Raw genomic sequence first — 25049 nt, 5'->3', positions numbered from 1 at the left:
AATTGCCCTTGTCCACACTGTGGAGGGTGCTGTGGATTAAATTACGACCGTGTAATTAGCGCCACTGCGTGGTCATCAGGAAGCCGATGAAGGCGATTCCGAAGCCCACCAGAATGTTCCACGAACCGAGCGAGGGCACCGGAAGTGTGCCCTGGCTCACGTAGAAGACGATGATCCAGACGAGTCCGAGGAGCATGAACCCGAACATGACCGGCTTGAACCAGACCGCGTTGGGTGCTGCTTCGCCGGAGGATTCGGTGCCCTGCGCGGGCTGAGTTTTCTTGGATTTTGCACGTGCCATGTCCCCGATTGTAGCCGAGCGTCGGCCACGAACGCAGACTCTGGGCCGAAAGCCAACCGAAACTTCACCCCGGGCGGATAGAATTACGCCCATGTCCTCTGAATCCGACGGTACGATCCCGCCCACGCGCGCCGCGCGCCGTGCAGCAGAACGCGCCGCAGCGCAGGCGTCAGAGCGGGGCACGATTCCCGCCGCGGATGCCGATTCCCCCACCGCAGAGGCCCCCTCGTTCGTTCCGGTCACGCCGCCCCTGAACCCGGTTGACGCACCTGCCGACGCACCCACCGCGGTGCCCGTCGAGGCACCCGAGGCGGCAACCGCGGACGAGCCGGAAGCTCCGGTCGAAGACCCCTTTAACCTCGAAGCCTTCTTTAGCGCGGGCCGACCAGATGAGGCCGCCCCGGGCCCCACCGAGACCACCCCCGCGGAAGCCGAGGCTCCGCTCACGGTGGCCATGCTGGTTACCCCGAGCGCGGAGCCGGCCACAGCCGGAGGGTCCAGCGGGTCCGGCCGTCGACCCGGCCGGCGCCGAAAGCGCCCGTTTGAGGGTTTCAGCATCATCGGTTTCCTCGGCGAGATCCTGCTGACCGCGGGTGCCCTGATGCTCCTGTACCTGGTCTGGCAGCTCTGGTACAACGACATGGTGGAGCGTGGTCAGCAGGATCGCGAGGCCGCCTCGCTCACCGAGAAGTGGGATGCCGAGGAATCCGCCCAGCCGGGCACGCCGAACGATGGTGTGGTTCCCGTGATCGCGGCACCCGGCGACGGTGAGATTTTCGCGACCCTGCGCATTCCGCGCTTCGGCCCCGACTACGGTGCCCCGCTGGCCGGCGGAGTTTCAAAGGCGAAGACCCTGGATAAGGCCGGTATCGGTCACTACCCGGACACGCAGCTGCCCGGCCAGGCCGGAAACTTCGCCGTGGCCGGTCACCGCAACACCCACGGCGCCCCACTCAACCTCGTCGCGGATCTCCGAGTCGGCGACGCGATCGTGATCGAAACCCGCGAGGGCTGGTTCACCTATCGCTATCGCAACTCCGAGTACGTGCAGCCCACAGCCGTGGACGTCCTGAACCCGGTGCCCCGGGAAGACTCGGTCGCGGCCACCCAGTCGGTGATCACCCTGACCAGCTGCAACCCCAAGATGTCAACCGCCGAGCGCATCATCGCGTACGGGCTGTTTGAATCCTTCACCCCGCGAGCAGACGGTGCGCCGACCTCGCTGACCCCCACGGAGGGATAACCATGTACGCAGCACTCTGGCGAATCCTGCCCGGCCCGGTCTGGTTGCGCATCATCCTGTTGCTCATCCTCATCGGTGTTGCCCTCTACGCACTGGTCACCTGGGGCTTTCCCTGGGTACAGTCGATTGTGGACAACCAAGAAGTCACCATTGAACAGTAAGAGAAGGCCATGACCCGGGTACTCGTTATCGACAACTACGACAGCTTCGTCTACACCCTGAACGGCTACCTTCAGCAGCTGGGTGCCGAGACCGAGGTTGTGCGCAATGACACCTTCGCCGAGGCCGATGCAGACCGTATCGTGCGCGAATACGATGCCATTCTGGTCTCGCCCGGTCCGGGTACCCCGGCCGATGCGGGCGTCTCCATCGCGATGGTGCACGCGGCGCACACCCACGGTGTACCCCTGATTGGCGTGTGCCTTGGGCACCAGGCGATCGCCGAGGCCTTCGGTGCCACGGTCACCGTGGCGGAAGAGCTCATGCACGGAAAGACCTCCGACGTCACCCATGACGGCAGTGCGTTCTACACCGGCGTCCCCCAGCCCTTTACGGCGACCCGGTATCACTCGCTCGCGGTGGTCAACGACACCGTGCCGGAGGAGATCGAGGTGACCGCTCGCACCGAGGGCGGCGTGATCATGGGCCTGCGACACCGCACCGCACCGATCTACGGCGTGCAGTTCCACCCCGAGAGCGTGCTCACCGAGGGTGGTTACCAGATGATCGCGAACTGGCTCGCAGTCGCCGGCCTCAGCGAGGCACCGGAACGCGCCCGTACGCTGAGCCCGCTGCTCTCCACCACTCCCAGCGGTCGCTAGAGACCAAAAAACGGCCGTTTCGCCCGGGAATACTCCCCGGTGTCGAAACGGCCGTTTTGCTGCCCGGCGTCATGCCGTGCGCGCGGGTCGTGTAAGCCCGCCGAACCCTAGTGCCCCGGGGTTTCGGGATCGTCGCTCGGGGGTGCCGAAGGGGTGTTTCCCGGGTTGTTGTTCGTGGAGCCGGTGCAGTAGCCGAGCTGAATGTCCGAGCCCTGCGGCGCAGACCCGGGGGCGAGGGACTGTGAGTTCACGATCGACTCTGCCTGAGCCGGGCAGGAGGAATCGGGGCGAGGAATGACGTTCAGACCGAGTGCCTGCAGCATGGCCGTGGCCACGTCGAGCTTGTTGCCGGTGACATCGTTCACCTGCACGGTGCCGTCAGACACGCTCAGGTCGATGCGGGAGCCCGGGGCGACGGCCTCACCCGAGGCCGGAGTGCTGGAGATCACGGTGCCCTGGGAGAGCTGCGGGGAGCTCTCCGTGGTGATTGTGCCCACCTCGAGGCCCGCGGCCGTCAGCTTTGCGGTGGCATCCGCCTGGCTCATGTTTGACAGCGTGGGCACGCTCACGGTCTTCGCACCCAGCGAAACGTAGAGCTTCACGACGGTGCCGGACTGCACCTCGGTGCCCGAGTCGGGATCGGTGCGAATCACGAGGCCCGCAGCGACGGTGTCGCTGTTCTCTTCAAAGACGCTGTCCACGAGGGAGAGTCCGCGCAGGGTTCCGACCGCATTTTCCTGGGTCATCGAGGAGAGTGCGGGTACGGTTACCTTCGGGTTTGCGAGCGGAGTGTTCGAGAACGACACCACCCACACCAGAATCGCGACCAGAATAACGGCAACAACCGCGGCGCCCGCCCAGATCCACACCACGGGAGGGCGACGCTGAGTCTTTGTCTGCACCGACGCATCGGTGAGCTGGCGCAGCGCCTGCTCAGCCCCGCTGGGGGCTGCCGCCAGGTCGCCGAAGAGCTGGGTGGTCGACTCGGGCTCGGGGCGCGCGAGCGGTGCACGACCCTGCCCGGCAGCCTCGAGCTCATCACGGAACTCGGTGGCCGACTGATAGCGGTCTTCGCGGTTCTTCGTCAGGGCGTGCAGCACCACCATGTCGAGTGGGGACGAAACCCCCGGATTAAGCTGAGACGGCCGCATGGGCGCCTCGCTGACGTGCTGGTAGGCCACGGCCACCGCGGTTTCGCCCCGGAATGGTGCGCGCCCGGTGAGCATTTCAAACAGCACCACACCGGTCGAGTAGAGGTCGGTGCGCGCATCGACGGTCTCACCCTTTGCCTGTTCGGGCGAGAAGTAGGATGCGGTGCCGAGAATGGCGGTGGTCTGGGCCACCGTGGCGGACGTATCGGAAACCGCGCGAGCGATACCGAAGTCCATGACCTTGACGGTGTCGTCGGCACCGAGCATGATGTTGCCGGGCTTGATATCCCGGTGCACCACTCCGGCGCGGTGCGAGTACTCCAGGGCAGTCAGGATCTTCGCCGCGATTCGCACGGCCCGATCCGGGGCGAGGGGCCCCTGATCGGCGATCACCTGGCGCAGCGTGCGGCCGGCCACAAACTCCATGACGATGAACGGCTGGAGGACGCTGTGCCCATCGGCATCGATGGTCTGGTCTTCGCCCGCGTCGTAAACGCGCACGATGGTGGGGTGCGCCATTCTCGAGGCTGCCTGGGCCTCCTGGCGGAAGCGAAGGCGGAAGGCGGGATCACTCGCGAGATCGGCCTTCAGGATCTTGAGCGCGACGGTACGACCGAGCTTGGTATCGGTGGCCTGATAGACATCGGCCATCCCGCCGCGCCCAATCAGTGCACCCACTACGTATCGGTCCGCCAACCGGCGCTCTTCCTCAGCCAACAAAATCTCCAGATTCCCCATGCGACACTGTCGCTACTATCATGCCACGATCCCCGGCGTTTCCGCCGGGGATCGCAGTGCTGGCGGCGCGATTACGCCGCTGTGTGAGCTACTCGTTGGGTGAAGACGACGGCGTGCTGGACGGCGTGGTCGGGGCCTTCACGATCGGTACCGAGGTGGTCGGTGAGGCCGGCGACTCGGTGTCTTCGCCACAGAGCGCCACGTAGTTGATGGTTGCCGGGCCGGGTGCACCACCGAGGGTGATTTCCATCTTGGTCTGATCCCGCGAGACGGTACCGGAACCACTGATGGTGGCACCGTTGACGTTCAGTCGGTAACCCTCGAGCTGCAGGCCGGCGGGGCACTGATCAAAGCGCGGCCAGGTGACCGTTGCCTTGGAGTTTTCCACGCAGCCATTCGGTCCACAGGCCACCGCGGGCGCACCCGCGGGTGCCGGTGCCTGAGCAACGGGTCCGTACACGGTGACAACAATTTCCGAACCAACCGGAACGTTTCCGCTCTTCGACAGCTTGATGACGGTGTTTACCTGATCGCTGCTGGTCGCGGCATTTCCGGTGGCCAGGCTGGGCTTGAGCCCGAGACCGGACAGAGCGTTCACGACGTCATCACCCGGGCGACCGATGTACTGGGCGGGATCCACCGGCACGGTGGTCTCGGTGGGCGTCGGGGTTGCCGAGGGCTCCTCCGTGGTGTCGGAGACCGTCGGGCTCGGGGAGGAGGTCGACGGGTCGTTGCCTCCCGCTCCGGGCTTCAGGAGGGCAAAGATGGTAAAGCCCAGCACCACGGTCAGGATGACGATCAGGGCGATGAGCGGCCAGGTCCAGGCGCTCTTCTTCTTGGGCTCCTCGACCACGTCTACCGCGGCGGTGGAGGGCTCCAAGCCGAACAGCTGCTGACGCTGGGTGTTCGGGGTGTTGAGCAGCGTGGTGGCGGCATCGGACTGACCGATCAGCTGGGTCGCACCGGTGATGGCAACGCCATCGGCAATCGAGGGCACGGCGGCGGTAGCCGCGGCCACGTCTCCGCGGCGCAGCGCCTGAGCGGCACGGGCAACGTGCACGGCCGAGGCGGGGCGATCGGCGGGGCTCTTCGCAATCATCGAGAAGACGAGGTTGCGCACGGGCTCGGCCACGGTGGCGGGAAGTTCCGGCGGCGCCTCATTGATCTGCGCCATGGCGATCGCAACCTGCGATTCCCCGGTGAAGGGGCGCTTACCCGCGAGGGCTTCATAGGCGACGATACCCAGCGAGTAGATGTCGGTCGACGGCGATGCTGGGTGACCGGACGCCTGCTCGGGAGAGAGGTACTGAACGGTGCCCATCACCTGACCGGTGGCCGTGAGCGGTACCTGGTCGGCGATGCGGGCGATACCGAAGTCGGTGATCTTCACCCGGTGGTCCGGGGTGATCAGCAGGTTGCCGGGCTTGATGTCGCGGTGCACGAGGCCGGCCGAGTGGGCTGCCTGCAGTGCGAGTGCGGTCTGTGCCACGATGTCGAGTACGCGGTCGGCGGGGAGTACCCGCTCGCGCTCGAGCACGGTGGAGAGCGCTTCGCCGGGCACGAGTTCCATCACGAGGAAGGCACTACCCTCCTCTTCACCGTAGTCATAGACGTTGGCGATGCCCTCGTGGTTGACGAGTGCCGCGTGACGGGCCTCGGAGCGGAAGCGCTCCAGGAAGCTGGGGTCCCCGAGGTATTCGTCCTTGAGGATCTTGATCGCGACGGTTCGTCCGATCACGGAGTCGGTCGCCTGCCAGACCTCGCCCATGCCGCCAATGGCAATACGCGAAACCAGCTCGTAGCGTCCCCCGAAGGTCAGTCCTGCCGTGGGTCTCATTTATTCAGCACCGCCTCTATAACTTTCTTTGCAATCGGAGAGGAAACAATATTTCCCGAGGAATGGTGCCCCAGGTCACCGTCGTTTTCCACCACGACCGCCACCGCTACCTCCGGGTTTTCCGCGGGCGCGAAGCCCGTGAACCAGAGAGTGTACGGGTCATCCTCACCGTTTTGGGCGGTGCCCGTTTTTCCGGCCACGTTGACCCCCTCTATTCTTGCATTATTGGACTGCCCGGTTGCGACCGCGGCGATCATGATTTTGGTCAACTCTGTGGCCTGATCGGGGGTCACCACCTGCCGGAGTTTCTCCGGGTCAAAGGTTTTGACCACGTCGAGGTTCGGGCCGATGACCCGGTTGACAAGGTTGGGCTTCATGAGCTCGCCGCGGTTGGCGATCCCCGCGGAGACCATGGCCATCTGCATTGGCGAGGCACGGACGTTCCACTGGCCGAATGCCGACAGCGCGGTGCTCGGAATATCGCCGCCCTTGGGGTACACGCTCGGCTCAACCCGCAGGGGGATGTCGAGGGGGGTGTTGAACCCAAACTTTTCGGCCTGTTCGCGAATCTTATCGGCGCCCAAACGCATGCCCAGTTCCGCCATCGGAACGTTGCACGACTGACGGATCGCCTCGGCCAGGGTCACGGTTTCACCCGGACCACAGGCCGCACGGGTGAAGTTGTACACCTTGGTGTTGGTTCCGGGGAGCTCGATGAAGACGGGGTTCGGGAACTCGCTCTCGGGGGTGTACTCACCTGAGGCGAGGGCCGCGGCCGCGACGATGACCTTGAAGCTGGATCCGGGCGGGTTGAGGTTTCCGTTGATCGCGCGGTTAATCAGCGGGTCCAGCGGGTTCGCGAGAAGATCCTTGTAGAGCGCCGCAACGGCATCGGAGTCGTGCGAGGCCATGCCGTTCGGGTCAAACGTGGGGTTGTTCACCATCGCGAGGATCTTGCCGGTCTTGGGCTCGATGGCCACCACGGCGCCGCGGCGGGTACCGAGCGCATCGGAGGCGGCCTTCTGCACCTTGGAATCGATCGACAGTTCCACCCGAGCACCGCGGGCGGGCTGGCCGTTGACGATCCGTGCCAGGTCGGTCAGGAACTGTGAGCTGGAGGTTCCGGTGAGGTAGTCGTTCATGGACTGCTCGATACCGGTGGCACCCTGGATCGGGTTGAAGTAGCCGGTCACTCCCGCATAGAGCGGGCCCTGCGGGTATTCCCGCTGGTAGCGGAACTCATCGTTTGAGGGCACGGACTGGGCGACGATCGTCCCATCGGCGAGCACGATCGGGCCGCGCTCAACCTGGTAACTGTCATAGCGGGTTCGCGTATTTCGCGGATCCTTACCGAGGGCCTCGCTCTGCACCCCCTGAATGACGGTGGTCGAGACAAACAGTGCCGCAAACATCAGCACAACGACGGCACCGACGCGGCGCAATTCCTTATGCACTCCGCACCTCCTCGGGCTCGGGCTTGGCACCGTCACTCAGCTTGAGGAGCAGCGCCACGATGATCCAGTTGGCCACCAGGGCGGAGCCGCCGGCGGCGAGGAACGGGGTTGCGAGTCCCGTCAGCGGGATCACCCGGGTAACCCCACCCACCATGATGAAGACCTGCAGTGCGATGGTGAAGGCGAGGCCGATGGCGAGGAGCTTGCCGAAGTCGTCGCGGGTGCTGAAGCCGATGCGCAGGCCACGGGCCACGAGGATCAGGAACAGCGCGAGGATGGCGAAGAGCCCGGCGAGGCCCAGCTCCTCACCGAGGCTCGTGATGATGAAGTCGCTCTCGGCCAGCGGGGTGAGGTTGGGTCGGCCCTGGCCGAGGCCGGTACCGGTAAAACCGCCGTGGGCGAGGCCGAAGATGCCCTGCACGAGCTGCCAGCTCCCGCCGACCTTCTCGTAGTTTTCCTGCGAGAAGGCATCCAGCCAGGCGTCAAAGCGGCCGTGAACGTACGACAGTCTTTGGCTCGCGACATAGGCGCCGCCGAGGAACAGCGCCATGCCGAGCAGAACCCAGCTGAGGCGCCCGGTGGCGACGTAGATCATGATCGTGAACATGCCGAAGTACAGCAGTGCGGTGCCCATGTCGTGCTGGAACACGATGATGCCCATCGAGAGCAGCCACACCACAAAGATGGGGCCGAGGTCGCGGAGGCGCGGGAATCGGATGCCGAGGAACTTCTTTCCCACCATCGCGAGGGTGTCCCGGGTGCGCACCAGATAGCCGGCGAAGAATATGGCCAGGAAGATCTTGGCGATCTCACCGGGCTGGAAGTTGACAACGTCGCCGAACCCGATCCACACCGTGGCGCCGCCGACGGTGCGTCCGAGCCCGGGTACGAGGGGGAGGAGCAGCAGAATAAACGCTCCAAAGCCGAACAGATAGGTGTATCGGAAGAGCACTCGGTGGTTGCGGATCACAAGAATCACGACGATTGCGGCGATGATCGCGATCGAGCTCCACACGATCTGTCGGGTGGAGGCGGCCGACCAGCCCGTCACGTTCCGGGCGAGGTCGATGCGGTAAATCATCGCGAGCCCGAGGCCGTTCAGTACGGTCGCGGCGGGCAGGATGATGGGATCCGCGTCGCGGGCCACAAAGCGCAGGCACACGTGCAGGCCGATGACGAGCGAAGCGAGGGCACCGCAGAGCGCCAGCATTTCTGGGTCGATGCGGCCCAGGGCACCGAGCTGCACGCCGATGAGGGCGCCGGCATTGACCACGCAGGCGAAGAGAAGGAGCGCGAGTTCGCGGTTGCGGTGCGCCTTCGGGAGGCGCAGTTTCCGCATGGTGCGAATCACACCGGTGTCGGCCTTTAGCGGGTCGATTCCGGGGGAGGCGGGAGCCTGACCGTGAATCTGGGTGTGTTCGGCGCTCAACTACTCTCCCTCCTTACTCAGCTGTCGTAGGCGGCTGACGACCGCGTCTGCCTCGTCCAGGGAGTCGGCCGGAATCTTCTGTCGCACCAGGTTACGGTCGTAGTCGGGGAGCTTGCTGAGTTGGATATCGGTGTCCTTGAACTCGTGTGAAAGCGAGATCGGACCGACATCCTCGGGTACGCCCTGGAAGACCATGACGGTCTTGCGGTCGGGGCTCTCCCCAACGAAGTAGCGGGACTGCGTCCAGGCATATCCGCCGATACCGGCCAGGAGTAGTGCCAGCAGCACCACGATCGCTCCGACACCCCAGGTGAGGCGGCGGCGGCGTACGCGGCGTGCGTCCTCCTCGAGGAGTTCCCCGTAGTAGTCATCGGATTCCACCCCGGCCGGAACCGGGGGGAGGGCCGCCGCTGCCGGTCGCGAGCCGGGCAGCCGCAGCGCGGGCAGTAGGCTCGTGCGTCGGGGCGCCGAAATTTCGAAGGCGAGCGGCTTGGCGGCGGACCCCACGGTGTTGGGTTCCGCGGCGGTGTTTTCGGCGGTGACGTCGTAGATGACGACGGTAACGTTGTCCGGGGCGCCGCGATCCAGCGTGTAGCGCACGAGGCGTTCGGCTACAGCGTGAGCGCTGAGGCCCTCGGCCATGAGCGTCGCACGCAGGAGTTCGCGGTCCACGACCCCGGAGAGGCCGTCGGAGCAGAGGAGCCAGCGGTCGCCCGGCCGGGTGGCGAGCACCATGGTGTCGACCTCGGGGGACTGATCCACATCACCCAGCACCCGCATCAAGACCGAGCGGCGGGGGTGCACCAGCGCCTCTTCCTCGGTGATGCGGCCGGCATCGACGAGGCGCTGCACGAAGGTGTGGTCGGTGGTGACCTGGGACAGTTCGCCCTCGCGAAGCAGGTAGATACGGGAGTCGCCGATGTGCGCGATGGCGACCTCGTCGCCCACGCGGACGAGGGCGTCCACCGTGGTGCCCATGCCGGTGAGTTCGGGGTGTTCAAACACGGCCTCGGTGAGCTGCCCGTTGGCCGCGATAATGGCGGCCTGGAGCGCGGCTGCGGCATCCTGGGCGGTGGGGTAGTCGATGTCGGCCTCGATGATGCGGCGGAGCGCCACGGCACTGGCGACGTCTCCGCCGGCGTGCCCGCCCATGCCGTCGGCGACAACAAAGAGTGAGTTCCCGGCATATCCGGAGTCCTGATTATTGCTGCGTACCCGTCCGACATGGGACAGGGCCGCGCTGTTGCCGCCGACGGTCATCGAATCACCGCAGCTCGAAGGTGGTGGCTCCCACCTTGATGACGTCACCCAGGTGGATCGGGGTGGGAGCAGAGACGCGTTTACCCTCGAGGAACGTGCCGTTAGTGGAGTCGAGATCCTGGAGCATCCACTCTTCGCCCCAGAGCAGGAGTCGCGCGTGGTGGGTCGAGGTGTAGTCGTCCTTGAGGATCAGATCCGAATCCGAGGAGCGGCCGATACTCAGCGGGCCGGTGCCGAGCGGGCGATCCTGACCGGTACGCGGTCCCGAGGTGATGACCAGCCGGTCGCAGGTGTGGATCGTGGCACGGGTGCGCCCGCCCGGTGCCGGCGTGGGTGCCGGTGCCGCGGGTCGCGGGGCGGCCCGGCGCGGTGCGGGTGCGGGGGTCGGTGCGGCGGCCGCGACGCGGGGAGCGGGCTTCTTGCCGGTGCGACCGAAGAGGTCGGAGCGCAGGGCGTAGACCACCGCAAAGACGAAGAGCCACAGCAGGATCAAGAATCCGAGCCGGAGGACGAGAAGGGTGAGATCACTCATTCGGGGGTCCCCCAGAATCCGTCTTGCGTCGAGCGTCCGGCCGGGTTCGGAGCGGACTGTGCCAGGAGGCGATAGGTAATCTGGGTGCGGCCGATCTGAATCACGGCACCGTCTTCCAGGAGGGCCTGGGTCACGCGCTGGCCGTTGAGTTCCGAGCCGTTGGTGGATCCGAGGTCGTGCACCTGGGCACGCGAGCCGTCCCAGAGGATTTCGACGTGGCGCCGCGAGGTACCCGGATCGGCGATCGTAATATCGGCGTCGGAGCCGCGGCCAATGACGGTGCGGCTGCGCGAGAGCGGGTACCGCTGCCCGGCAATATCGAGTGCGGGGAGCCAGACGACGTCGGTCTGGGGGTCTTCGGTGTCAACGCGCATGATGCCCTCGCTGAGGCCGTTCTCGGGACGCAGCACGACGCTGACCGGTCCGGCGAAGGTGTAGCCCTGCGCCCTGCCGTACTTCTGCACGATGGTGACGAGCTCATCAACGAGCGCGCGGCCCATCTTCGACATGCGCTCATAGTCGGTGGGGGAGAGATACACGGCGAAGGTGTTCGCGGCGAGGATGCGGTCGCGGCTGACCACCGCGGCGGTGGTATCGAGCTCGCGTTTCAGCGCCGAGGAGATTTCCACCGGCTGCAATCCCGAACGAAAGGTCTTCGCGAACGCGCCATTTACGGCGCGCTCAAGACCCTTTTCGAAACTGTCCAGAATGCCCACAGATCTCCCCGGGGTGTTGGTTTAGGTGCCGATCGGCTAGGCCCATGTTAGTCGGCGAGTCTGAACCTGGCATCTCTGGGCGCGCGAGAATGGGTTGAATTTCATCCTTTTGGTGGCTATTTCGCGGCCCTTTTGTCGCCTCTGCGGCACCAAAACCCGCGAAACCACGGGTCGACACGCCCACCGTGCGCGGAGAATGTCCCTCGATTAGGGAACCGCGTAAACGCTGTGATAATCTCATGAAGTCCGCACGGAAGTGCGGAACGAATACACGAAAGTGTGTCAATTGCGCGAGTGGCGGAATGGCAGACGCGCTGGCTTCAGGTGCCAGTGCCCGTAAGGGCGTGGGGGTTCAAGTCCCCCCTCGCGCACAATTGATAAAGGCCCGGTTCTAGAAATAGAACCGGGCCTTTTGCGTTGTTCGGATGACGTCGACGATGACTGCTAAGCGCGTATACGTCTGGACCTGGCTGCCCGGTGAGCACGAGCCCGTGGTTGCCGGCGTCATCGAGCCTCGTTACGGTCTGATTATCTTCGCCTACGGGCGTTGACACCATCAGAGATCACTTCGAGGATCCCGCCGACCTCGCACTGGTTTCGGATCGCGACCGCGATCACCTGAAACGCCATCTGTTTCTGAACCCGGGAGTTCTCCGCGGGTATCGCGGCTCGAGCCGTCCGAAAAAATTTCAATACTGATTGTCAGGATCCCCCCGTTCGGGCGATATACAGGGTGACGCGTGAATTGCACCCCTTGGGGAGGCCTCGGGGTGGTTCCGCGCAGGGGGAGCGTGGCCGTGACCGAGAGCATGAGGTCGATGCTTGGTGTTTCGGATACCCGCGATCCGGTCGCCGAGGGGATGCTTCGCCGGGAAAACTGGCGGGGCACGGCGGCCGGATTGCGAGCCTTCCTGGTGGGACGGTCGGGAGCGACCATCCTGCTCCAGGGCACGGCCCTGGTTTCCGTACTCTTCGCGCATGCGACCGCGCAGTCTCAGCAGGTGGGGCTCACGGAGGCGTTCTTTGCCGGGGCATACGGCCCGATCGGCTCCTATCTCCTAGCGCTCCTACTTCCGGTGGGGTACGCGATCGCCTATCTGGTCCGGACCGAGGACACCGCGGGCGAGCTCGGCATCTACGCCGCGCTGCGCCACGGAAGCTATCGGCGCTGGACGGGATCCATCGTGACGCGGGAGATCCCGCACATTGCCGCCTTCGCGGTGGGGGTGGGGGTTGTGCTCATCCTCGGGGCGGCGATCCTTGACCAGCCGATCAGCATGCTCACCACCGAAACCTCGACGTTCTATCTGGGGCTCCTCGGGCTGTTCGCCTCAACCCTGGTGTTCTGCAGCCTCGCCACGCTTCTGGCCTGGACCGGCCGCCGCGTCTACCTGCTGATGTTTCCGACGGTAATCCTGGCCGCGGTGGTCGGATACCTGATCCCGGCATCGCTCGGCTGGATGAACATCGTCGCTCCCTTCAGCGCTCTGCACGATGCCGAGCTCGTCGGGGCACCAATCTTCGCGCCCGCCGCCGCGCTGGTGGCCGCCGGCATTCTCATCCTGGCCGCGATCTGGCGGGCCACCCCGAAGAACGCCGACGGCCTGGTCTAATGGCCGTGTCCTCTCCGAGGGGGCATGACGAATGCCCGTTGTAACCGTCTCCCAGGTATCCAAGTCATTCCGGGGCGTGCGGCTGTTCCGCGACGTCTCATTCGGCATCGAACCCGGCACGCTCACCCTGGTTTCCGGTGTCGAGGGAGTGGGGAAGACTCAGCTGTTGCGTCTCCTGTGCGGCCTCGCGGTGCCCGACAGCGGAACCGTGACGATCGATTCCGCGTATCTCACCTTCGGACAGACGCTTCCCGAGAGCTTCGGGATCATCATCGATCGCCCACGCTTCATCGCCCGTCGTACCGGGGTGCAGAACCTGCGCGAACTCGCCCTGATCCGGCGCCTCGTGAGCGAGGAACAGATTCATGACACCATGCGCCTGTTGGAACTTGATCCGACCCTTGCGCTCCCGGTTTTTCAGTACACCCCGGCGATGCGCCAGCAGTTGGCGCTCGCCCAGGCACTGATGGAGAATCCGCGCGTGCTGATCCTCGACGAGCCGTTCCGGCTTCTGCCCTCCACGGTCTCCGAGCGCCTTGTCGGCATTCTGCAGGATCTCGTGAACACCGGTGTGACAATCGTTATCTCGGGCGAGGTTCCCGCGGATATTCGGGCGCTTTCCACCCGTGAGCTGCGCATTGATGCCGAAACCGTGACGGCAATCTGAGCGCGCTCGACGATTTTCAGATTAAATGTCAGGAAATGCTTCCCCGTCCGATAGACGTGTTGGGAGGCGACAACGGGGCTATACAGAACTGAGTGAATGACTAGGCAGCGGGTAGAGGCATTCGAGCACGTGTTCCGGGTGAACTACGTACTTGTTCGTCGCTATGCCGAGCGCCGCGTGCCAAACGCTGCGCTCGCCGAAGACATCGCGGCCGAGACGTTTGCGGCCGCATGGGTACGGCACCAACAGGGAGACTCGATCGAGTTGCCCTGGCTGTACCGGGTTGCCGCCAACAAAATCAGTGACCACTACCGATCCGCGGAACGCCGTCTCGCGGTCGAGGGGACCCTGGAACGGGTTCTCGCGGAACGGGTAGAGGAAACCGATGAGTTGGATCGCATTGCACTCTCTCGCTCACTGTTGAAACTCACGGAACGGGAACGCGAAGCGGTAATGCTGACCTACTGGGAGGGACTAGGGGCCGCAGAGGTTGCGGTTGCTCTTTCCTGCTCCGTGACCTCAGCCTGGGCGATCCTCAGCCGGGCGCGGAAGAAGCTCCGCACCCTGCTGGATGAGCCACCCGTCGCTACAACCGAGAATGGGGGACGCACATGAACACGGGGAATGATTCGCTCGTGGGGCTGATGGCCCGGATTGATCCGGCCATCACCCCGCTGGACGCGCCACTTGATGAGCGGGACCTCGCGGTCCTGGCCCGGGTGCAGCTCGCCGGCGAAACAGTTCACAATCGCACGGGTCTTAGGGCCCGGGGTACGACCGCGGAACGCGCTGCACGCAATCGCTGGTTCCGGGTACCCTCGCTTGCGATTGCCGCGTCCCTCGTGGCGGTACTGGGGATTACCGCCACCTCGGTGTCGCTCTGGCCGGGCAGCTCCACCGCTGCCCGGGCAGAGACGCCCGCCCAACTTGTCGCGGAGCCGCTCGATGTGACCCCGCAGAAACTGCTGGAATCGGTCAGCTCAAACCTGCTGGTGCGGTCCGTGCCGGTGGACACCCACCGTGTGCGTTCGCAGTACTGGGCCCTGGAGTTCCGGCCGGATAATCCGCCGCAGACCATTGAGCCGGAGCGTTCCGACATTGAGTTTTATGCAAACGGCACCACCGCACTGCAGATTCGCGCCCTCGGCCGGGCGGACTCTGCCGGGCGTCTTCCCCCGGGCACCTCGGGGGAGGCGGCGGGTGCCCTGATAAAGCAGCGCACCTTTGCCGCGGGCCAGTATCCCTTCTTCTTTGCAGACCCCGCGGGGGTGACTGACTGGGGGGCGTACCTGCGCGCCGGTCAGGCGCTTGATGCCTCGGCCACAACCGGCGACTACCTCAGCGCGGTTCGTACGCTGCTGTCAGAACGGACGCTGACCGCGCTGCAGCAGTCGGAGCTGCTTCGATTTATCTCCACCCTGCCGGACCTGCGGGTCGACGGCACCGTGACCGACCGATTGGGGCGTGCGGGCACGAGCCTCAGCTCCGAGACTCGGGATGCGGGAAACATGCGTGACGTTCTCATCGTCACCCCGACGCGGGGAGTCATCGCGCATGAGAGCGTGTACACGGGATCCGATCGTCGCGATCTCACGGCACCGGCGGTCATTGACTACACCGCCTGGTATTAGAAAGGGAAACACATGAAACTCAGCACTCGCCTCCTCTCCGGCACCGCTCTGCTCGCCGCCCTGCTGTTTGGTGGAGCGACCGCCGCAAGCGCCGCTGCCCCGGCCGGAGCCGACGCGATTCAGGCGCGCGTCGACCGGGTTCTCGTCGAGTTCCCGGGTGGAGTGCAGACCGGCCCGGGTGAGGTGACCTGGGGTGGCGGCGAAGCCATCCTGACCATTGTTGATGAGGCCAGCACCGGATTTAGCACGTTCGCCGTGGGTTCCTGTGCCACCGGCAACATGTGTGCCTACACCGGGGTGAACCAGACCGGATCGCGCATCATCTTCACGAGCTGCACCGCCGCAAACTCGGTTTCTCCGCTGGGTAGCCCGGTTCGCTCGATCGCGAATGCCCGGAACTCCGGCCTCGCCTTCGGGTTCAACGGCACCACGCCGAACGTCATTGTGAGCGCGGGAGACTACGTCAACACCAACGCAAAGGTCACCCGCGTCGGCTGCTAGCACCCCTCGAAAATCCCCTTCCGCGCATGGTCGCGCGGGAGGGGATTTTTTTATGTGTGTCGGCCTCGGAGCGATCGGGTAGCGGAGTGTCGGACCGTCGCTCATTGCCCCCAAATGAGGGTACGTAAAAACGAGTGTTCGCTCGATATTGGAAAAACTCACGTCACCGCTCCGGGTGAAACGAGGCACATCATTCCCCTGTTTTCCGCGTAATGGCGGGGAACGGGCCGGGGCAGGCGGGGTACGTATTTCTCCTCCGATTCGCTTCGCGTGTGCCAGCGGCACGGGCGCTATTTGGGGGCCTCGGGCCGGGTGAAAAAAGATCCTGACGTGTGCATTGTGCGAATGCTAGGGTCTATTGCATAACGACCGATTTTGGGTTAATTACCCAGGTGTTCCCACCGTGTTTTCCCCCCGACGCGACTGGGAGCCGGGCCAGAGAGGGCCCCGTGCGCAACTCGCGTGCCCCGGGGTCGGCCGTGTCCGCACGCCCGACCCCGGCATGTTCGTGACGAGCGCAGCGCCACCACGCGTCGGCCGCAGAACAGAAATGGACCAGAAATGCCGAAGACCGGGAACCCGACCCGGCGGCGCAGAATCGGTGAGGTGGCGGCAGCCACCCTTTCGCTGAGCCTCGTGCTTGCCATGGTGCCCGGAGGAATCGCGTGGGCAGCGCCCGAGGCGCCCACACCGTCCCCCTCCGAATCTCAAAACGCCCCCGCACAGAAAACCCCCGCACAGAAAACCCCCGCGAAGAAGGCCCCGCAGGCCGCACTGGCGGCTCCCCCCACCCTGGAAATGAGCGTTCGTGTCGCCAGTGATGGAACGCCTGATTTTGATGCGGCCTCCGGTCCAGGCAACGACACCGGTGCCCATAACGGCATCGTTCGTGTCAACGACACGGTCACCTATGAGGTGGAATATGCGGTACCGAGCGGTAGCGCCGAAAACCTCACCTGGTCCATCACCTTCCCCCGGGGCATGGAGATCTCGGGCATTCCCGGGTACTGTCTGACGCCCGGGTCCAGCCTGATCCCAGCCACCGCCGGAAACCCGGCACTGCCGATCTCCGCCACCTCGGTGAATGAGCTCAAGGAGCAGACGCTGACCTGCAACCTGGGTGAGAAGGAGGCAACCTCCGATAAGGTCAACATCACCGCCACGGTGCTGAACTACGTTCACAACGACGCCCAGCTGCCGATCACGGCCGCCAGCATCACCGCCAAGGACTTCCCCGCTCCCGTTGCGGCCGACCTGACCGACACCACCGTGACCGCCTCCGCCCGACTCATGTGGGACATCTCGAAGAACGGCTATGCCCTGACCGAAGACAGCGGTGCCTCGAGAATCGGCCAGTCGGCACCCTGCCCCTGGGATCAGAACACGGTGTGCTTCTCGTCCGTGTACTCGCTCCAGATGTCCAGTCCCGCCGGCGGTAAGGGCGCCATGCCCGCCGTCGGAGACGTGACCTTTGATGAGGATGTCACCGCGGAAAGCTTCTTCCCGAACCTCACTCCGGAACAGCACGCCCGCATCAACGCGGATCCTGCCAAGTACGGTGTGCGGCTGGCATACAGCCAGGGAGGCCTCGACGGCCCCAACAACAAGATCACCGATGCGAACATCAACGCGCAGAACTCCGCACGAGACTCGGGTACCGGGTCGGTGGCTCAGAGCGGTCCGGGTCAGGTCGCTCACGTGACCATCTCGAAGGCCGACTGGTCGCTGCGCACGTTCCCCAAAATCGCCGCCGGTAAGGCGATCCCCGGTAACACGGCAATCGCGGTTTCCAGCGCTGTTATCGCCTATATCCCGGTCGCAACGGTGCGGGATTTTGGTACGACCACTAACGGGAAGACCACGCTCTTCACCAAGAACGTGTTGAAGAACCTGAAGGTTAATGGCTTTACCAAGGATGACGTCCAGACGAGCGCGGATCAGCCCGGCCGGCAGTCAACGAAGTACCCGGATCTGCACTGGAACGACTACCGCACCGGCAACCTCTCGCTCGAGATCGGCGGAGGCTACGGTAAGGCATTTGTGGGTGTGCCGGGCGAAAGGAACAACCTGGCGCCCGCCTACTTCGGTATTCAGTATGAGGGTCCTCCCGGTGGAGCACGGATGGGCAGCGGCGATATTGCCGTGGTTGACACCCAGAACGTGATCTCCGCCCTCACCGTGGTCGGTTCCAACCCCGTGGCACCCGCAAAAATCTCGAGTGTGGTCTGTGATGCCTGGGACAACACCAAGCTCCACCTGCGAGCCGCTGCGATCCCCGGATCCACGCTGACCCCGTATCAGAGGGTTCCCTCGGGGGGAAAGGCCGTTTGGATCTCCGGTTATAACAACGTTCCTGGTGCCTCGACGAAGACCCTTGACGCCAGTACCCTGGCGGAAACACCGCCGCTGACCGTGCAGTACGCGGCAAAGCGGGCCGTGAGCGCGGCGGACTCGGCCTGTGACGACCCCCAGGGGCCGTGGTTTGATGACCCCGCGCTGGTCCCCGGAAACGACCCGGCCCAGGCCGAGCAGGGTATCTACACCGCCGTCGGTCGCATTCGTGCGCACCTGGTGATGCCCGAACCGAACGGGACGTCGTTCACCAACTTCAACTCCACCCAGGCCATCATCTCGGTGAGCATGCGGGTGGCAGACAGCACCGATCCGGTTGGCACCATCATCCCCAACTGGATGGGTACCAAAACCGTCAAGGATGCGGAACTCTCCCTCCAGGAGCTGCTTGCAAGCACCGCGAGCGCGTGGCAGAGGTCGAACTATGTCCCCGGTGTCGCGCGTGAGAACGCCCCCACCGGTAATCAGGGCGATCGCCTGATCCTGTCGAAGGCACAGGTGCGGGTCACGAAGAACGTCAGAAAGGGCGAGGAGGGAAAGTATTCAAAGACGCCTCCGGCGGCCACCGGAAACGACGTGGTTCAGTACCAACTGGAGCCCACGCTGACCGCGGGCGTGCCGGTCACCGGTATTCTGGCCGACGTCTGGGTTGAGGACTGCCTGCCCGACTCGCAGACCTACTCGCGGGCCTCCCTCGCCCCCTCTCTCGTGACCTTTGGGTCAACCCCCGCCGATGCGCACCGAGCCGCCTGCGGGCCCGACCAAACCTACATTCGCTGGGTACTGCCTGCGCATGAGATTAACACCCCGATCGAACCGATCATCCTCACGGTCGAGGTTTCGCCGACCGCGCCCGATGGCGCAAGCCAGAACACCGTGGTGGCGTCCTCCCCGGTGGACCCCTCGCCGGAAGAGCTGCGCACGGATCAGGCCGAGATCACCGTGGCTAACCCACGGGGAGTGAAGCTTCAGAAGATTGCGCTCACCCCGGTGGTGCAGGCGAACCGTGCGGGCCAGGCCACCACCGAGCCCAACCGCTGGCTGATCCGCCTGACCAACACCCTGCAGGGAAGCGCCGGTAACATCACCAACCCGGACATCATCGATGTTCTGCCGGTGCAGGACCAGGCCGGCACCTCCTTCAACGGAACCCAGACGTTCCAGAGGGCAACGCTCACCGCGGGCGATCCCACCTCCACACGCATCCTGTACACGGCGGCCGCCGGGGTCGAACTTGATCCCACCCACGCCACCAACGCCGCGGGGGGATCCACCGCGTGGTGTGATGCTCCGAGCCAGGGAACGGTTGTCTCCGGCGAGGGGGTGTGCCCGACGGATGCCGCTCAGGTCACCGCGATTCGCGTCAAGAAAACCGGAACATATCTCTCCGGTGACGTGATCGAGGCCGAGGTGCAGACCGTCGGTATCGGCAACCGTGCCGGTGACGTCTACGTCAACCGTGTCATGGCCGCGGCCGAGGGCCTCACCTACAAGGTGGGCCCCCTGGCCCGCCCGGAAACCGTGATTTCCTCCTCGATCGGCGACACCGTGTGGTGGGACCTCAACCGAAATGGCGTTCAGGACACCTTTAACTCGGCAGCCGAGCCGCCCGTTTCGGGCGCTCGCGTGACGCTGAGTGGGCAGGACGACCTGGGTAACCCGGTATCGGCGACAACCACCACCGGGGCGAACGGGAAGTACCTGTTCTCGGGCCTGCGCAGCGCTGGTCCGGCCGGATACACGGTCACGTTTGCCGCCCCGAATGGTGAGCCCTTCACCACGAAGCATGCGGGCACGGATCCGCTGCTGGATTCGGACGCGGATGTGACCACCGGTGCCTCCGATCCGATTCACCTGGATCGGAACTCGGACGATCTCAGCATCGATGCCGGCCTCCTGCAAAATGGTGGGCTGATCATCAATAAGACGCTGAGTGGGCCGGGCGTTGCACCCTTCGCGGGTGGCACCGACCTCACCTTCTCGGTGGTGTGCACCCTGGACGGTACCGAGGTATACAACGACACCGTCACGATCGGCGTCGAGGCGGGTGCCACCGAGGTGTCCTCGGAGGCCATCAGCCCGCTGCCGGCCCTCGCGAGCTGTGTGGTTACCGAGACCGGAGCGGGGTCGGCCGATGCCGCCGCTGCGCCGGTGACGGTCACCGTCACGCACTCCGCTACCCCGGTGTCGGCCGAGCTCACCAACTACTACTCGGCGGCCACGATCTCCGTATCGAAGACCGTGACCGGTGGGGAGACGGCGCTCGCCGCGGTGAGTGGCAAGACCTTCGAGGTTGCGGTCACCTGCCAGATGACCGCGGATGACGAGACGCCGCTTCTCCACCAGACCGTGACCCTGGCCGGTGGCGACACCGTGCAGTTGCGTACCGCCGGCGGTCAGCCGGTGTTCGTGCCGCTCGGTGCCACCTGCTTCGTGGAGGAAACCGACACCGGCGGTGCGACGACGGTGACTAGCGCGAACGATTCTTTCGCTACCGGCCTGAAGGTGACCGCGACCACGGGTGCCACGGCTGGGAACCTCGCGTTCTCGGTGACCAACAACTTCGTGGTGCCGACCGGTTCGCTGGTTATCCACAAGATGCTTGAGGGCACCGGAGTTGCACCGTTCGCCGGAGGTAAGGAGCTGAGCTTCGCCGTCGTCTGTACCTTTGAGGGCGAGGAGGTGTACAACGACACCGTGAGTCTGCCGATTGAACGCGGTGCCACTTCGGCCACGTCGGAGGCCATCACCGGCCTGCCGGCATCGAGTTCCTGCGTCGTTACCGAGACGGGTACGGGTGGTGCAGACAGCGCTGCCACCCCGACGACGGTGCAGATTCCGTGGAATGCCAGCACGTGGACCTCGGGTGAGGTCACCGCATCGCTGACAAACTACTACTCGGCCGGCACCATCACCGTGGCGAAGACCCTCGCGGGTGATCCCACGGCGATCGCGGCGGTTGCCGATCGCGACTTCGCGCTGCTGGTCACCTGTGCCGTAGCCGAGGGCGACACCCGAGCCGTCCTGGTATCGCGCACGGTAGCGCTGCGCGGTGGCGAGACGCAGAGGCTGACCAACGCCGAGGGCGATCCGGTATCGCTCCCGGTCGGGGCCTCCTGCTACCTCGAGGAGACCGATAACGGCGGGGCCACCTCCGTCTCGATCTCGCACGACACCTTTGAGCGTGGCATCCGCGTGACCGCGGGCAACTCGAAGGACCTCCAGAGCCTCACGGTTTCGGCGGTCAACACGTTCGAGCTGCCGCAGGGAACCCTGCAGATTCGCAAGCTTCTCGAGGGTGCCGGTGTCCAGCCGTTTGCCGGCGGAAAGACGCTCTCGTTTGCCGTGGTGTGTACGCACAACGACGCCGAAGTGTACAACCGCACGGTGAACCTCAACGTGACCGCCGGTGCGACCGACATTCTCTCCGAGGAGATTGGGCCGTTCCCGGCATCCACCGAGTGTGACATCACCGAGACCGGACGGGGCGGGGCGGATGACGCCGCCGCACCGGTTCACGTCACCATCCCCTGGGATCCGGAGACCTGGACCTCGGGGCCGGTTGTGGCCTCGTTGACCAACCGCTACTCGGCCGGAACCATCAGCGTCAGCAAGTCTCTTGCGGGTGACGAGCGGGGCATTGCGGCCGTCAAGAATCGGCAATTCGAGATCCAGGTTGTCTGCCAGGTGGAGGAGTCGGGGGAGCGCTCCACGGTGCTCTCCGAAACCGTCAAGATTCGTGGCGGAGAGACGGTCACGCTGTCCGACGCCTCGGGTGCCGCGCGCCTGCTGCCGCTGGGTGCGCACTGTTTCGGAACCGAGACGGATGCCGGTGGAGCAAAGTCGAAGAAGGTGAACCACGATTCATTCGAGAACGCCGCCGTGGTGACGCGGGGGAGCGACGACAAGCCGCAGGCCCTGTCGATCACCGCGGTGAACACCTTCGCCGCCCCGCCGGTGGAGCCCTCGAAGCCTCCGGTGGAGCCCTCGAAGCCTCCGGTGGAGCCCTCGAAGCCTCCGGTGGAGCCCTCGAAGCCTCCGGTGGACCCGTCGAACCCTCCGGTGGACCCGACCACGCCCCCGGCCCCGCCCGGTAAGCCCGATCTGCCGCACACCGGTACGGACGCCACCGGCTGGCTCGCGGGTGGAACCGCGCTCCTCCTGGCCGGTGCCTTCCTGCTGATTCGGCGCCGGCGGAATCCGCACACCGAGCGGTAGCCCGGTGGGGATTCACCCCCGGTAGAACACAAAACTCCCCCTTCACGCAGTGCGCGTGGAGGGGGAGTTTGTGTTTGTGCGATGGTGCCCGAGTGCTAGTCGCACTCGAGGATCGCGCGCACCCGCGGGATCACCTCGGTGCCGTAGAGCTCGATGCTCGACATCAGCTGCTCGTGCGGCATGGTGCCGGTGGCGTACTTGAGGTCGAAGCGGTCGGTGCCCAGCAGCTTCACGGTCTTGGCGATCTTCGTGGCCACGGTGTCGGGGGAGCCCACGTAGAGCGAACCGGTCTGGATCTCCGAGCGGTACTCGTCCATGGTGATTTTGGGCCAGCCACGCTCGACGCCGATGCGGTTGCGCATGACCTCCTGGTGGGGCCACAGCTCCTCGATGGCCTGCTCATCGGTTGCGGCGATGTGGCCGGGGGAGTGCACGCCCAGCGGCATGCCCGAGACGCCCACCTGCGCCTGTGCGCGGCGGTAGAGGTCCACGTAGGGCACGAAGCGGGCAGGGTCGCCGCCGATGATCGCGAGGGTCATCGGGATGCCGTACTCGACCGAGCGCACCACCGATTCGGGGGAGCCGCCCACGCCGATCCAGCTCGTCACCGAACCCTTCTCCGTGCGCGGGAATACCCGCTGATCCTTCAGCGCCGGGCGGATGGTGCCGGACCACGTGACCGGCTCCTCGGTGCGCAGCGCGGCAAAGAGGTCGAGCTTTTCGGAGAACAGGGTTTCATAGTCGGCGAGGTCATAGCCGAACAGCGGGAAGGACTCGGTGAAGGATCCGCGCCCGAGGATGACCTCGGCGCGCCCGTTGGACAGGGCGTCGAGGGTCGCGAAGCGCTCGTACACGCGAATGGGGTCATCGCTGCTGAGTACGGTGACGGCGGTACCCAGCTTGATGCGGGAGGTCTGGCCGGCGAGGGCCGCGAGGATCATGTCCGGGGCGCTCACGGCGAAGTCATCGCGGTGGTGCTCGCCGATGCCGAAGAAGTCGACGCCCACCCGGTCGGCGAGGACGCCCTGTGCGACCACGTTCCGGATAACCTCCGCGTCGCTCAGGCGGGTGCCATCGGCGGCCACGGTGCTGTCTCCGAAGGTGTCGAGTCCAAGCTCGAGGGGTGTGCTCATGGTGGGGGTCTCCTTGATCGAATCAAATCAATGCATTTGCATACAATAACCGTATCGCGCCGATTCTATTCCCGGGGCCTAAAAACTGCCCTTCCCGCCGGCGGCGCACAGAATATAGCCTGGGTCACATGTCACTGAAGAACAAGCCGGATGCCTCGAACAACGACGTGCGTGTGCCCGGCGCGCTGATGCGTGCCGAAATCGCCGAACAGCCGCAGCGATGGCGCGAACTGGTGCGAAACTCTCGGGAACAGATCGACGCCGCGGCCGCGCTGATCACCGAGGGCAAGCCCGAACTGATCGTCATGGTTGCGCGGGGATCGAGCGATCACGCGGCTAACTACGCTCAGTACCTCATTCACGCGGTGCTCGGAATCCCGGTGGCACTCGCCACCCCTGCCAGCGTGCACCCCGGTGCCCCACAGCTGCGTTACCCCGGGGCGCTGGCCATCGCCATCTCGCAGTCGGGGCGCTCGCCGGATCTGATCGCCACGGTGGAATCGATCCGCGATGGCGGCACCCCGGTGCTCAGCCTCACCAACAACCCAGGGAGCCCCCTGGCTGAGCTTGCCAGCGTGGCCGTGGACCTGTCCGCGGGCCCCGAGCTCTCGGTGGCCGCCACCAAGACCTATACGTCCTCGCTCCTCGCGCTGGTGCTGATTGTGCTGCGAGCTGCGGGGGAGGAGTGGGCGGCGATTGAACCCCGGGTGGACCTCCTCGCCGACGAGGCCGAGGCGTTTCTGGCCGCCCCCGCGGGATATGCGGACGCTCGCGCGCTCCTCGCCGGTCGGGAGCGCGTCATCGTGGTGGGCCGCGGGGTTTCTATGTCCTCCGCTCGTGAGGGTGCGCTCAAGCTGATGGAGACCAACGCGATCGCGGCCTCCGGGTGGAGTGCCGCCGACGCCATTCACGGCCCGCTGGGTCAGGTCACTCCGGGCACCGTGGCCATCGTGCTCACCGGGACTGCCCTGGGTCGGGACTCGGTCATTGAGTTTGCCGAAAAGGCACACGCCCTGGGTGCGGACGTCCTCGAGGTGGGTGGGGGAGTGCTGCCCTTCGCCGCCGCGCACATCACGTTGCCGCAGGTGCCGATGGGTGGGGTACCCCTCCTGGAGACGATTCCCCTTCAGCAGCTGGCGCTGGAGTTGGCGATCGAGCGCGGACTCGATCCGGACTCCCCGGCGGGGCTCAACAAGGTCACGCTGACCACCTAGGTGTGCACCCTCGCGATCCCCCTCATTTACGACCCGAGACGCCCCGTCGAGAAGTCGAAATGCGGGGGACCCGCGTATTTCCGCGGAGGAGCCGGGCGACACGCCATTAAACGGGCTCGATTTGCCCGAACTGTGGAACCTGCGTAAAGTAATACTCATCACCCCAAAGGTGCGGCTCGCTAGAGCGGCCGGCCTCAAGCGGGATCATCCCCACACTTTCAACACGCCGGACTTGTTC

General features: G+C 65.2%; 19 protein-coding genes and 1 tRNA gene. 11 read left to right on the top strand and 9 right to left on the bottom strand.

Annotated elements, in window-relative coordinates:
* Positions 1–55: 55 nt before the first annotated feature.
* A complete protein-coding gene (locus D9V32_RS09950; protein ID WP_121648764.1) occupies positions 56–301 on the bottom strand; it encodes a cell division protein CrgA in 246 nt (81 codons plus the stop codon).
* A 91-nt stretch (positions 302–392) separates the two neighbouring features.
* Here D9V32_RS09950 and D9V32_RS16485 point away from each other — a divergent pair, with 91 nt between their 5' ends.
* The 3 genes from D9V32_RS16485 to D9V32_RS09940 are packed head-to-tail and all read left to right on the top strand — an operon-like array spanning position 393 to position 2365.
* Positions 393–1544, top strand: coding sequence for a class E sortase (locus D9V32_RS16485; RefSeq protein WP_245982238.1), 1152 nt, complete (start codon positions 393–395; stop codon positions 1542–1544).
* Between the two features lie 2 nt (positions 1545–1546).
* Positions 1547–1705: a hypothetical protein gene (locus D9V32_RS16230; protein WP_183086262.1), complete on the top strand. Its 159-nt coding sequence runs from the start codon at positions 1547–1549 to the stop codon at positions 1703–1705.
* Between the two features lie 9 nt (positions 1706–1714).
* Positions 1715–2365 carry an aminodeoxychorismate/anthranilate synthase component II gene (locus D9V32_RS09940; protein WP_121648763.1) on the top strand — a complete coding sequence of 217 codons (651 nt, stop codon included), beginning with the start codon at positions 1715–1717 and terminating at the stop codon, positions 2363–2365.
* A gap of 107 nt (positions 2366–2472) precedes the next feature.
* On the opposite strand, the gene pknB is transcribed toward D9V32_RS09940, so the two are convergent.
* The 7 genes from pknB to D9V32_RS09905 form a co-directional block, all read right to left on the bottom strand.
* A complete protein-coding gene (pknB, locus tag D9V32_RS09935; RefSeq protein ID WP_121648762.1) occupies positions 2473–4254 on the bottom strand; it encodes a Stk1 family PASTA domain-containing Ser/Thr kinase in 1782 nt (593 codons plus the stop codon).
* An 88-nt stretch (positions 4255–4342) separates the two neighbouring features.
* A complete protein-coding gene (locus D9V32_RS09930) occupies positions 4343–6091 on the bottom strand; it encodes a protein kinase domain-containing protein (protein ID WP_121648761.1) in 1749 nt (582 codons plus the stop codon).
* On the bottom strand, positions 6088–7545 hold the full coding sequence (locus D9V32_RS09925; protein ID WP_121648760.1) for a peptidoglycan D,D-transpeptidase FtsI family protein: 1458 nt from the start codon (positions 7543–7545) through the stop codon (positions 6088–6090). Before D9V32_RS09925 ends, D9V32_RS09930 begins: the two co-directional genes overlap by 4 nt.
* Complete coding sequence (locus tag D9V32_RS09920) at positions 7538–8884, bottom strand: FtsW/RodA/SpoVE family cell cycle protein (RefSeq protein ID WP_121648910.1); 1347 nt, start codon at positions 8882–8884, stop codon at positions 7538–7540. The genes D9V32_RS09925 and D9V32_RS09920 overlap by 8 nt, the downstream gene beginning before the upstream one ends.
* A gap of 90 nt (positions 8885–8974) precedes the next feature.
* Positions 8975–10234, bottom strand: coding sequence for a PP2C family protein-serine/threonine phosphatase (locus tag D9V32_RS09915; protein WP_121648759.1), 1260 nt, complete (start codon positions 10232–10234; stop codon positions 8975–8977).
* Positions 10235–10238: 4 nt separating this feature from the next.
* Entirely contained in the window at positions 10239–10766 is a 528-nt protein-coding gene (locus D9V32_RS09910) for an FHA domain-containing protein FhaB/FipA (RefSeq protein WP_121648758.1), read from the bottom strand.
* Complete coding sequence (locus tag D9V32_RS09905; RefSeq protein WP_121648757.1) at positions 10763–11482, bottom strand: FHA domain-containing protein; 720 nt, start codon at positions 11480–11482, stop codon at positions 10763–10765. The genes D9V32_RS09910 and D9V32_RS09905 overlap by 4 nt, the downstream gene beginning before the upstream one ends.
* Positions 11483–11770: 288 nt before the next feature.
* On the opposite strand from D9V32_RS09905, the gene D9V32_RS09900 reads away from it, so the two are divergent.
* The 7 genes from D9V32_RS09900 to D9V32_RS09870 all read left to right on the top strand — a co-directional run bounded on the left by D9V32_RS09900 (position 11771) and on the right by D9V32_RS09870 (position 22464).
* Positions 11771–11853, top strand: a tRNA-Leu gene (locus D9V32_RS09900).
* A 426-nt stretch (positions 11854–12279) separates the two neighbouring features.
* Positions 12280–13095: a hypothetical protein gene (locus tag D9V32_RS09895; RefSeq protein WP_147440441.1), complete on the top strand. Its 816-nt coding sequence runs from the start codon at positions 12280–12282 to the stop codon at positions 13093–13095.
* A gap of 31 nt (positions 13096–13126) precedes the next feature.
* Positions 13127–13762 carry an ATP-binding cassette domain-containing protein gene (locus D9V32_RS09890; RefSeq protein ID WP_121648755.1) on the top strand — a complete coding sequence of 212 codons (636 nt, stop codon included), beginning with the start codon at positions 13127–13129 and terminating at the stop codon, positions 13760–13762.
* A 96-nt stretch (positions 13763–13858) separates the two neighbouring features.
* A complete protein-coding gene (locus D9V32_RS09885; protein WP_121648754.1) occupies positions 13859–14377 on the top strand; it encodes an RNA polymerase sigma factor in 519 nt (172 codons plus the stop codon).
* Positions 14374–15393, top strand: coding sequence for a hypothetical protein (locus D9V32_RS09880; RefSeq protein ID WP_121648753.1), 1020 nt, complete (start codon positions 14374–14376; stop codon positions 15391–15393). Before D9V32_RS09885 ends, D9V32_RS09880 begins: the two co-directional genes overlap by 4 nt.
* A gap of 12 nt (positions 15394–15405) precedes the next feature.
* Positions 15406–15894, top strand: coding sequence for a peptidase inhibitor family I36 protein (locus tag D9V32_RS09875; RefSeq protein WP_121648752.1), 489 nt, complete (start codon positions 15406–15408; stop codon positions 15892–15894).
* A gap of 561 nt (positions 15895–16455) precedes the next feature.
* Positions 16456–22464 (top strand): DUF5979 domain-containing protein, encoded by a 6009-nt coding sequence (locus tag D9V32_RS09870; protein ID WP_121648751.1) that lies wholly within the window; start codon positions 16456–16458, stop codon positions 22462–22464.
* A gap of 95 nt (positions 22465–22559) precedes the next feature.
* Here the strand turns inward: D9V32_RS09870 and D9V32_RS09865 are convergent, their stop codons facing one another.
* Complete coding sequence (locus tag D9V32_RS09865; protein ID WP_121648750.1) at positions 22560–23597, bottom strand: LLM class flavin-dependent oxidoreductase; 1038 nt, start codon at positions 23595–23597, stop codon at positions 22560–22562.
* A gap of 128 nt (positions 23598–23725) precedes the next feature.
* Between D9V32_RS09865 and D9V32_RS09860 the strand changes: the two genes are divergently transcribed.
* Positions 23726–24811: an SIS domain-containing protein gene (locus tag D9V32_RS09860; protein WP_121648749.1), complete on the top strand. Its 1086-nt coding sequence runs from the start codon at positions 23726–23728 to the stop codon at positions 24809–24811.
* The last annotated feature ends 238 nt before the right edge of the window (positions 24812–25049 follow it).

The organism is Mycetocola tolaasinivorans (assembly GCF_003667565.1).
GTDB classification, from domain to species: Bacteria; Actinomycetota; Actinomycetes; order Actinomycetales; family Microbacteriaceae; genus Mycetocola; species Mycetocola tolaasinivorans.
Note: the sequence above shows the minus strand (reverse complement) of the source record. Positions and strands in the feature narration are given on the sequence as shown.